Consider the following 9,419-nt stretch of genomic DNA (forward strand, 5'->3'; position numbering starts at 1 on the left):
GCAGTCTATACTAACTTTTTACCACTCCTACAATTTTACCTAAATACAAGAACTTATAGGCGAAGTCGTAGAAAACATCGGGTTGGAAAAAGCCCTATAGAGTTATTGACTCAAAAACAGCACGCCTCCCCATTAGAGCTATTACACCTCTAGTCAAACGATAAAGATTAACTCTTAATAGTGTAGTTGGAATATAATTCCTCACACTATTTTTCAAGTCCCAGGTGAAAGTGGGCCTTTTTTTAGTTGTAATGTTAATAGGACTTAAATTGAAACACGCCCAAGGTAGTATCAATATTCTTTTATAATAGAGCCATTTTTTAAGCTATATTACCGAATGGCCGCTCGTTAATATCACCTTATTATCCCATAAGAACACTAGCTCACTATAACTAACGCATACCTCATAGATTAAATGATTTTTTAAGATTAACGCTATCTTTTAATAAATTTTTAGCAAAAAAAATCCTACAACATATGTTGTAGGATTTCCTATGCCCAAGACCGGAATCGAACCGGTACGAGGGTAAGCTCGCAGGATTTTAAGTCCTGTGCGTCTGCCAGTTCCGCCACTTGGGCATATAAGCGACCCAGAAGGGACTCGAACCCTCGACCTCCGCCGTGACAGGGCGGCGTGCTAACCAACTGTACCACTGGGCCATCGCTATTTCATAAGTATTATAGCATGATAATTGACTTATGTAAAGACTTATCAACTATTTTTTTCACTTTCTTCTAAGATTTTTAAAAACTCGAAGGATGCAGGTGAAAGTGGTACACTTTTTAAGAAGCAACATCCTACGCTTCTTCTTGGAATAGGATTCATTAAACGAATTTCATAAATTCCTTTTTGGTCTAAATATTCCTTTGAGAATTCTTTAATCACACAGGATATCCCTAAGTTAATCCTTGCAAACTCTAAAAGTAAATCATGTGAACCAAGTTCAATTTCAGGATTTATCCTTAATCCTTCTTTCTCCAAATACTTTTCTACATACCGCCTCGAGTTAGATTTCTTTTCTAGAAAAATGAGAGGTAATGTAGTAAGTTCTTCTAATGCTATTGGATTTTTACTAAACTTTTTATAAGCTTCTCCTCCAACAAAAATATCATGAATATAAAAGTATTCCTTTACATCTAGTGCTGTATCTTCAATAGGCAAATTACAGATTGCTAAGTCTATTTCTCCTGCTTTAAGTAGCTCACACTGTTCAGTAGTTGTACGATTAATAATCTTCAACTTAATGTTAGGGTATTGATCATGAAATTTCTCTAGGTAAGGTAATAAAAAAAATCTTGATATTGTATCTCCTACCCCTATCTTTAGCTCTCCTACAACTAAATCTAAAGATTCTTTTATTTTTTTTTCGCCTACTTCTATTAGATTAAGCGCAGTATGAATATATTCATATAGGTTACTCCCCTCATTAGTTAATACAACTCCTTTTGCCCCTCGTCTAAAAAGGCAAATATCCAACTCTTTTTCAAGTTGTATTATTGTCTGACTTACAGCGGGCTGTGTCATATATAACCTTTTGGCGGCAGCAGAAAAACTCTTACACTCTGCTACCTTACAAAATACTTTATAGTAATCTAATTTAATACTCATATTAGCCTCTTTCATTCTTTATCATAAGCCCATTTATATCATATGTTTTTTTCATTTTGAATTCAATATAGGAGTTTAAATTCACAACTTATAATATACAATCTAGTTTACATTGATATTACTCAATAAAATTGATGTATAAGTTAGATTTTGAATTTAAAATTCTATATAAGCATTCATTTGATACAAATAAGTTTTGTCGACTTTTATTATTTAATGTATACATTTACATATAAGTACAATTATATAAGATATAGTCTATTTATAGTTCATTGTATTATTAAAAGATTGAAGTTGAAGAACTCCCTAGGATACAGGACATATACTATGAGATTAGTTAATTTGGAATCACTCAAAGTAGATGAAATCCTTAGTCAAGGTATTATTACTGATCAAGGCGGTATTTTACTTCGTGCTCAATCTCAATTTAAACTTTCATATAAAAATAGATTATTGAAATGTAATAGTTATGAGGTATATATTGATGATGCAATTTCTAAGGGTATTATGCCGAATGAAGTTATTGCATCTAATGTTCGTAAGTGTCTTAATCAACACCTAAGTACTCAGTTCACAAATATCGAAAAGCTTATGACCATTGATGTCTTCAAGATTTTACCTCTTGCCTCAGCTATCTTAGAAGAATTATCCCATATTTAAATTCTAGAAAATATTCCTAGTTTTGTTTATTAAAAAGACTACTCATTAATGGCAGTCTTTTCATTATTGTTTTACTATGTCTAAATCTCCAGACGTTGTTCTCACAGTCATCTGAACATTATTTTCTTTATAAATAGATTGATTTAAATCAAAGTCACTATCTAAGTCACCACTTGTTGTACTATATTTTAATTTGAAACCACTATTATCTGGTATACTCACTTTCACGTCTCCAGATACACTACTACTTGTAAGTTCTTTAAACATTTTTGCTAAAGCAACTTTTATTTCCCCACTTGTAGTACTCATCTTAAAGTAATCACCTAGACCTTTAAATTCTATATCACCACTTGTACTTCCACATTCTATCATTTCTACTACTATTTCATCTAATTTTATATCTCCACTAGTAGTATTAAAATGGATATTCTTACTTTTAATATCTTTAAAATTAATATCTCCACTTACAGTGTTGATTTCTAATTCTTTTTTTACACCTACATCCTCTACTTCTACCTCTCCTGAAGTTGTATCACATTCTAATGCCTCTAGTTCTAATCCTTCTAAATAAATATTCCCCGAAACTGTTTTTACGTTTAAGCCCTCTTGATAACTACGTGGAAGATAGAGTGTAATCGCCTCTCTTTTGTTAAAAATGTTTATGAAGTTAAATAAATGCTTTAATGCTGGCTTTTCAATTGTAACCGTTTCTCCCACTACTCGTAGGTTTAGTCGATCTGCTTCACCTATATTATAGGAGGTGCTTTGTACAAGGCGAATATCAGTATATTCACCTATATATACTTGTATTTTCTCACTTACAAATTTCATATCTATATTCTTGATATTACTTTCCTTTACTGTATATTCAACAGTATTTCCCATACCAAATGCATCTACATTATCTTCATTAAAATTCATATAGATAGCAAAACCAAATACACTTACTAAGAAAATTAAAATGCAACACCATATTGTAATTTGTATACTCATAAGTGTTTTACGATTCATATGCTCACTCCCTTAATCCAAATATTAACTCAATAATTTGGTTAACTGCAGCTGCAATGATAAAGATAATCCAAGAGTATTCCCAGATACCCAATGTAAAACTTATTAATAAGTATATGCCTACTACTAATAACCAAAAGATAGCTTGGATAGTCTCTTTAATATTTTCTTGTTTCTTCTGTTCTATAGTTAAATTTTCTTTTTTACTCTTTTCTTTATAATCTTCTCTTAAACTTTCTGGTTTGCTAAAGTTATCATATACAATTAATCCCGTTGCTGCCCCCACAATAACTAATAAGAGTACTACGCCTGTAATAGACATATCAAATATAGATAAAGCAATTAATACAGCTGGACTTATAATATAAAGCATCACCGCTATACTTCTTAAAATAGCACTTTCTTTTCTACGCTTTTCAAGCTCCTTAGTTGTAATGATTACTGCTGTTTCATCTAAGCCACTAATAAGTTCTCTAATATCCCCGATACTAGAAGTTACAATCGTAAAAGTCTCTTCTTTTGTTTTCCCTTCTACAAGTAAATCTTCATAACGATCATTAAGATTAATAAGCATTTCTTCCTTAAGCTCTCTCGCATAAGTTGTATCTGATACTTGTGCAAACAACTGGTCAATATAGTCCTTTAATCTCTTATTCATTCAAATTCCCCACCTTTACTAATTGGTTTATTAATCTCTTAGCTTCTTCCCATTCTGCTAAATTCTGCTCAAATAGCACCTTCCCAAGATGTGTAATTTTATAGTATCTACGTCGTGCCCCCGTTGTTTGATCTCCCCAATAAGATTGAATAAATCCACCAGCTTCTAATCTTCTAAATGCCGAATACAAAGTAGCCTCTTTAAGTTCATAGGTTTGATTAGTCTTCTGTTGAATTGCTTTATTAATCTCATATCCATAACTATCTTGTAGTAGTAAGTGTGCTAATATAATGGTTTCTGTATGTCCTCTTATAAGATCAGATGCAATAGACATATTTTCCTCCTTAATAATATTCTGTTATTTTTAAAAACAATAAATTTTTCTTAATATTACATCATGCATTCTACTTCTATATACTTCTCCTGTCAATGTATATTTTAAAAATTAGTATATTAATTTCAGGAATATATTATCAATTTTAATTCTGTTTATTAGTACTATATAGAAACAGATTAATATTTTGCAACCAATAATCCACTAATGAGATAGCCCTTGTATATTGCTAAAATAGTAGTATAACTTTGACTCTAAAGGGGATATCTACTATGACACAACTATCTGAACTTGAGTTTATTGAAGATGCTATGAAAAATACAAAATCAACACGTATGTTAATACGCTACCAAGTCATTTCTTTACATCTAAAGGGCTTTTATAATATTCAAATCGCAGAAATTGTAGGTCGTTGTAATCATACTGTTGGTACCTATGTTACTGCATATAAAAAATGTGGTATTGCTGGTTTAATACCGACGCCACCTCCTGGTGCACAAAGAAAACTTACTCCCGAACAAGAACAGATTTTAGTAGAAACTGTTACATCAAAAGTGCCATCTGATGTAGGTCTTGAACCGTATATATCTTGGAATTCGAAATTGATATGCCTATGGGTAAAGCAAGCATTGACATTACCTATACGCATGGTGGTATGCGAGATATGCTGCTTAGATTAGGATTCAGTTATACCAGTCCGACCTATTCATTAGCTAAAGCAAGTAAAAAAAAACAAGATGAATTTAAATCTCAGTTTGAGGTTTTAAAAAGCGTTTTAAAAAAAGCTTGAAGACAGAAAAAATTAACCATATTCTTTTTCACGATGAAAGTCTTATTAGAGATTATCCAGCCCTTTGCAAAACTTGGTTTCCCAAAGGAAAACAACGTATTATACCTACGTATGGTCAGCATAATGGGGTTAAGTTACTCGGTATTCTTAACTATGCTAATGGTCAGGTATATGTTCAACAAACGAAACATTATGATGCTAAAGTTTTCCTTTCTTTTTAACAGAAAACACTTGAACTATATCCAACGGGTAAAATTGCTATGGTTTTAGATAATGCTCGTATTCATCATGCAAAGCTCATCCAACCTTTTCTAGAAGAAAACAAAGAACGGCTGGAACTAGTATTTCTGCCTGCTTATAGCCCTGAACTTAATCTTATAGAGGGCCTATGGAAATGGTTGAAAGTCGCCGTCATATACAATGTATTTTACAAACATACATATCAGATAAAAAAAGCTGTACAAGACTTTATAATACATATAAATTTAAGACCTCAAGATGTGATAGATAGGCTGTGTATCAAAATGTAATATTATAATCTGTTTCTATATAGTTAATTTTCTCTCATTTGGGCATCGAGAAGTTGGTAGATAATTAGTTTATCTACCAACTTCTCACACCACCGTACGTATGGTTCCGTATACGGCGGTTCTTTAGTTTACACTAACTTGTCTGTAATAATCAACGAAAAATAAGTATCCTAGTTCTTTCAATGTTTGGTTATCTAGGCTACGACTTAAGATTGGGGTATTGGAAATTCTCCAGTAGCCTTTTCTTGTGTTCGCATATTTCTTGACTTTCCTCTCATCTATTCCATAGTGTTTAAGCATTCTATATCTCGTTTTGATTTTCTTCCATTATTTCCAGTAGACCATTCTTATCCGGCGTCGCATCCATTCGTCTGTTTTGATCATTAATTGTTTCATATCTGCTATTTTAAAGTAATTAATCCATCCTCTGATGTACCTTTTCAGTTTGTCCTTCTTTAATTTGCTCGATTAGTATTTTGTTGTTTTCTTTGAGATATGGTAGAAGTCTAAGTTGTTTCTATCTAGTATTTTCTCTAGCAAATTACCCTTTGACATGTTGGTGATGTTGTTTTCAGTTATCCTTGAAGAAGCATACGCTTCTGCATACTCTTTCTGTTCTGCAGATACCATTTGCAAATAGTCTTCTAATCGAAGTTGTCTGTATTTAATTCCTTCTTTAGTAACATTCATTGACTTTCACCTCCTAAAGTTCAGTCCTTCCGAGATAGTGTTAACCCCATCTCGTACTATGACCTCTGCTGACTTCTCATGACAAATCTTATTTCAACCGTATTTCATACACTTTGTTTCCATACGTCCATGAGACCTCCCCAGGCAAGAACGCAATCTTTCCTTCCATCTATCTGTCACATGTACACCATGGGTTTCCGGGTAGTTTTGGGCTTTGGTTTGTTTCGCAACCTTACCCAATCCATGTATGCCTGATGTGATTTCTGTTCGTCAGACCAGAAGTTTGCCTCCAGCTTCCTTCAGATTCCACCTCGCAATGGACACCCTTGCTCTTGGCTATGTGCTTGGCACTACTAACCCGCACTAGGGACTTTTACCCATTAGATTGCGCCCATGCTGGGGCACCAAAAAAAAAGACTTGCAAGCATATGCTTGCAAGTCTTTAATACGTATCCACAGGGATTCGAACCCCGGACCCACGCCTTAGAAGGGCGTTGCTCTATCCAGCTGAGCTATGGATACAAATCTTTATCACCTTAATAGGTTAACATACAATTTGACGTATGTAAAGGGAATTTAGTATTTTTATTTTAGAATATTTATATCTCCCTAGACATTCGAACATTTGTTCTGTATAATAAGTTTAGGTGATGCATATGGATTTAAAAACAAAATTAGAAATTTTATCAGATGCTGCAAAGTATGATGTTTCATGCTCTTCATCTGGATCTAATCGTAAACCCGAAAAGGGCAAACTTGGTTCAACTAACACAAGTGGTATATGTCATTCTTTTACTCCTGATGGCAGGTGTATTTCTCTACTTAAAATTTTACTTACAAATTATTGTGTTTATGATTGTGCTTACTGTATTAATAGACATTCAAATGATATACCTAGAGCTACCTTTACAGTAGATGAGGTCGTTAATCTCACTATTAACTTTTACAGACGTAATTATATCGAGGGTCTTTTCCTTAGTTCTGCTATTATACAAAATCCAAATCATACAATGGAATTACTTACAGCTATACTACGTAAACTCCGAAATGAATATAACTTTAGAGGCTATATTCATGTTAAGGCTATTCCTGGTGCAAGTGACGACCTCATCAAAGAGTGTGGGCTCTATGCTGACCGTATGAGTGTCAATATTGAACTTCCTTCATCTCAATCACTCAAACTTTTAGCTCCAAATAAAGCTGCTCATGATATTCTCAAACCTATGAATCTTATACGAACAAATATTATTGAGCATCAAGATAATCTTAAGGCCTTTCGCCATGCACCACTCTTTGTACCTGGTGGCCAAAGTACACAACTCATAGTAGGCGCAACTCCTGAAAGTGACTTGAAAATCATGCAACTTAGTGAAGGGCTTTATAATAAATATGACTTAAAAAGGGTTTATTACTCTGCCTATATTCCTATTAACCAAGGTAGTCACCTTCCTATTATTAAATCTCCACCTGTTATGCGAGAACATCGTCTTTACCAAGGAGACTGGCTCTTACGCTATTATGGATTTAAAGTACATGAACTCTTAGATACTATTCATCCTAATTTTGATATCAACTTTGACCCTAAAACTTCTTGGGCACTCCGTCATATGGATCAATTTCCTCTAGAGGTAAATACTGCACCATTTGAATTACTTATCCGTGTACCTGGAATAGGCATTCGAGGTGCAAAAAAAATTATTAGTAGCCGTAGACTTGCTCCTCTTTCTTTTGATGACTTAAAAAAACTTCGTATTATCTTGAAACGTGCTCAATACTTCATTTTATGCCAAGGTAAATATAATGGTAATATATCTTATGATGAGGAAAAAATTCGACTAGCTATAAAGCCTGAGCTAGACCTTAATCTCATTGAACAATCCAGCCAACAACTTAGTCTATTTGATACTACCCCTATACCTTTTTTACTATTAAATGATCTGCCTACTGCGTTAACTGGAGAGCTTTAAATATACTATACTATTTTTTGAAAGGAAATATTCAATGAAAGAATTTTTGTACGATGGTAGCTTTGAAGGTTTTTTAACTGCCATTTTCTATGCTTATTCAGAAAAAAATGAGGTTCGTATTAACAAACAAAGTGAATATATTCCTCATCTGCTTTTTGAAGCTATTACTATTCCTACAGAACTTGATAAATTTGAGCGGGTTTATGCGAGCATCCAGCATAAGCTTTCTCATTCTATCTTAAAAAATATATATTATCTCTATCTGAGTGAAGCGACTGACTGTGCTACCTTAGCACTTAGCTATTTAAAACTTTGCTATCAATATGGCATAACTATTAACTTAGCTAAAAATAATGATATCATTCTCTTTGTAGATACGCTTATACGTAAAGTTTCTCATGAAGCACATCGCTTTACCGGATTTGTAAGATTTAATGAAATTGTTCCTCTTTGTTTCTATGCACAAATTGAACCCAATCATTGTATTCTTCCTCTCATTGAAAATCATTTTACTACTCGTTTTTCTAACCAAAACTTTATTATTCATGATTTAAGAAGAAACATGGCTCTTATATATAATCAATCTAATACCTATTTTAGACTTCTACTTCCTCAAGAGAATACACTCCTTAATTCTTATCAAACTAACGATAGTTTTCAACCTTTATTTAAAGCCTTCTATGATAGTGTCACTATTCCTGAAAGGGTAAATCCTCGTTTACAGAAAAACTTTGTACCTTCTCGCTATTGGAAGCATCTAGCTGAGATGTCTACTTTATAATGTATTCTTACTAAACTGAACTTCACTCATATTATTTTATTTTTACTTTGAGGTATATATAAGTATATTTAAATAGATTAAGCTATAACTTTAATTTCTTAAAATATTCTTTTATATATAAAAAGAGATATTTGAACTTAGTTCAAATATCTCTTTTTGATGTGTTAATAAGATTACTCTAGCCCCAGAGTTTTAATCTCTATACTATTGCAAGAAAAAAGCTTATACCTAAGGTATAAGCTTTTATGCCCGAGACCGGAATCGAACCGGTACGAGGGTTAGCTCGCAGGATTTTAAGTCCTGTGCGTCTGCCAGTTCCGCCACTCGGGCATATTAAAAATTTGGCAGCCACCTACTCTCCCAGTCCGTCTCCAGACAAGTACCATCGG

The 9,419-nt window shown here is 33.2% G+C and carries 10 protein-coding genes, 4 tRNA genes and 1 pseudogene; 4 read left to right on the forward strand and 11 right to left on the reverse strand.

The window, feature by feature from the left end; all coding sequences use genetic code 11:
* Positions 1 to 495 precede the first annotated feature (495 nt).
* The 3 genes from RRY75_RS13235 to RRY75_RS13245 all read right to left on the reverse strand — a co-directional run bounded on the left by RRY75_RS13235 (position 496) and on the right by RRY75_RS13245 (position 1,609).
* Positions 496 to 579 (reverse strand) — tRNA-Leu (locus RRY75_RS13235).
* Between the two features lie 7 nt (positions 580 to 586).
* A tRNA-Asp gene (locus RRY75_RS13240) sits at positions 587 to 660 on the reverse strand.
* Between the two features lie 52 nt (positions 661 to 712).
* Positions 713 to 1,609, reverse strand: a complete 897-nt coding sequence (locus tag RRY75_RS13245) for a LysR family transcriptional regulator (protein ID WP_332717185.1) — start codon at positions 1,607 to 1,609, stop codon at positions 713 to 715.
* Between the two features lie 342 nt (positions 1,610 to 1,951).
* Here RRY75_RS13245 and RRY75_RS13250 point away from each other — a divergent pair, with 342 nt between their 5' ends.
* A complete protein-coding gene (locus tag RRY75_RS13250) occupies positions 1,952 to 2,269 on the forward strand; it encodes a hypothetical protein (RefSeq protein WP_332717188.1) in 318 nt (105 codons plus the stop codon).
* 63 nt (positions 2,270 to 2,332) lie between these two features.
* Here RRY75_RS13250 and RRY75_RS13255 read toward each other — a convergent pair whose 3' ends face one another.
* Genes RRY75_RS13255 through RRY75_RS13265 form a run of 3 tightly spaced genes read right to left on the reverse strand, consistent with a single transcriptional unit; the run spans position 2,333 to position 4,272 of the window.
* Positions 2,333 to 3,280 carry a DUF4097 family beta strand repeat-containing protein gene (locus tag RRY75_RS13255; RefSeq protein WP_332717191.1) on the reverse strand — a complete coding sequence of 316 codons (948 nt, stop codon included), beginning with the start codon at positions 3,278 to 3,280 and terminating at the stop codon, positions 2,333 to 2,335.
* 4 nt (positions 3,281 to 3,284) lie between these two features.
* On the reverse strand, positions 3,285 to 3,938 hold the full coding sequence (locus RRY75_RS13260; protein ID WP_332717194.1) for a permease prefix domain 1-containing protein: 654 nt from the start codon (positions 3,936 to 3,938) through the stop codon (positions 3,285 to 3,287).
* Positions 3,931 to 4,272 carry a PadR family transcriptional regulator gene (locus tag RRY75_RS13265; RefSeq protein WP_332717197.1) on the reverse strand — a complete coding sequence of 114 codons (342 nt, stop codon included), beginning with the start codon at positions 4,270 to 4,272 and terminating at the stop codon, positions 3,931 to 3,933. Before RRY75_RS13265 ends, RRY75_RS13260 begins: the two co-directional genes overlap by 8 nt.
* A 272-nt stretch (positions 4,273 to 4,544) precedes the next feature.
* On the opposite strand from RRY75_RS13265, the pseudogene RRY75_RS13270 reads away from it, so the two are divergent.
* Positions 4,545 to 5,592: pseudogene (locus tag RRY75_RS13270) on the forward strand (IS630 family transposase).
* Between the two features lie 123 nt (positions 5,593 to 5,715).
* On the opposite strand, the gene RRY75_RS13275 reads toward RRY75_RS13270, so the two are convergent.
* The 4 genes from RRY75_RS13275 to RRY75_RS13285 all read right to left on the reverse strand — a co-directional run bounded on the left by RRY75_RS13275 (position 5,716) and on the right by RRY75_RS13285 (position 6,804).
* Positions 5,716 to 5,892, reverse strand: a complete 177-nt coding sequence (locus RRY75_RS13275) for a hypothetical protein (protein WP_332717200.1) — start codon at positions 5,890 to 5,892, stop codon at positions 5,716 to 5,718.
* A 27-nt stretch (positions 5,893 to 5,919) separates the two neighbouring features.
* Positions 5,920 to 6,036 carry a group II intron maturase-specific domain-containing protein gene (locus RRY75_RS14230; protein WP_334309879.1) on the reverse strand — a complete coding sequence of 39 codons (117 nt, stop codon included), beginning with the start codon at positions 6,034 to 6,036 and terminating at the stop codon, positions 5,920 to 5,922.
* Between the two features lie 24 nt (positions 6,037 to 6,060).
* Positions 6,061 to 6,282 (reverse strand): hypothetical protein, encoded by a 222-nt coding sequence (locus RRY75_RS13280; protein ID WP_332717203.1) that lies wholly within the window; start codon positions 6,280 to 6,282, stop codon positions 6,061 to 6,063.
* Between the two features lie 448 nt (positions 6,283 to 6,730).
* Positions 6,731 to 6,804, reverse strand: a tRNA-Arg gene (locus tag RRY75_RS13285).
* 134 nt (positions 6,805 to 6,938) lie between these two features.
* Between RRY75_RS13285 and RRY75_RS13290 the strand changes: the two genes are divergently transcribed.
* Together RRY75_RS13290 and RRY75_RS13295 are read left to right on the forward strand one after the other, a co-directional pair.
* Entirely contained in the window at positions 6,939 to 8,249 is a 1,311-nt protein-coding gene (locus tag RRY75_RS13290; RefSeq protein ID WP_332717206.1) for a putative DNA modification/repair radical SAM protein, read from the forward strand.
* A 34-nt stretch (positions 8,250 to 8,283) separates the two neighbouring features.
* Positions 8,284 to 9,030: a TIGR03915 family putative DNA repair protein gene (locus RRY75_RS13295; RefSeq protein WP_332717209.1), complete on the forward strand. Its 747-nt coding sequence runs from the start codon at positions 8,284 to 8,286 to the stop codon at positions 9,028 to 9,030.
* A gap of 246 nt (positions 9,031 to 9,276) precedes the next feature.
* On the opposite strand, the gene RRY75_RS13300 is transcribed toward RRY75_RS13295, so the two are convergent.
* Positions 9,277 to 9,360, reverse strand: a tRNA-Leu gene (locus RRY75_RS13300).
* Between the last annotated feature and the right edge of the window lie 59 nt (positions 9,361 to 9,419).

The organism is Niameybacter sp., assembly GCF_036655075.1.
Taxonomy (GTDB): domain Bacteria; phylum Bacillota; class Clostridia; order Lachnospirales; family Cellulosilyticaceae; genus Holtiella.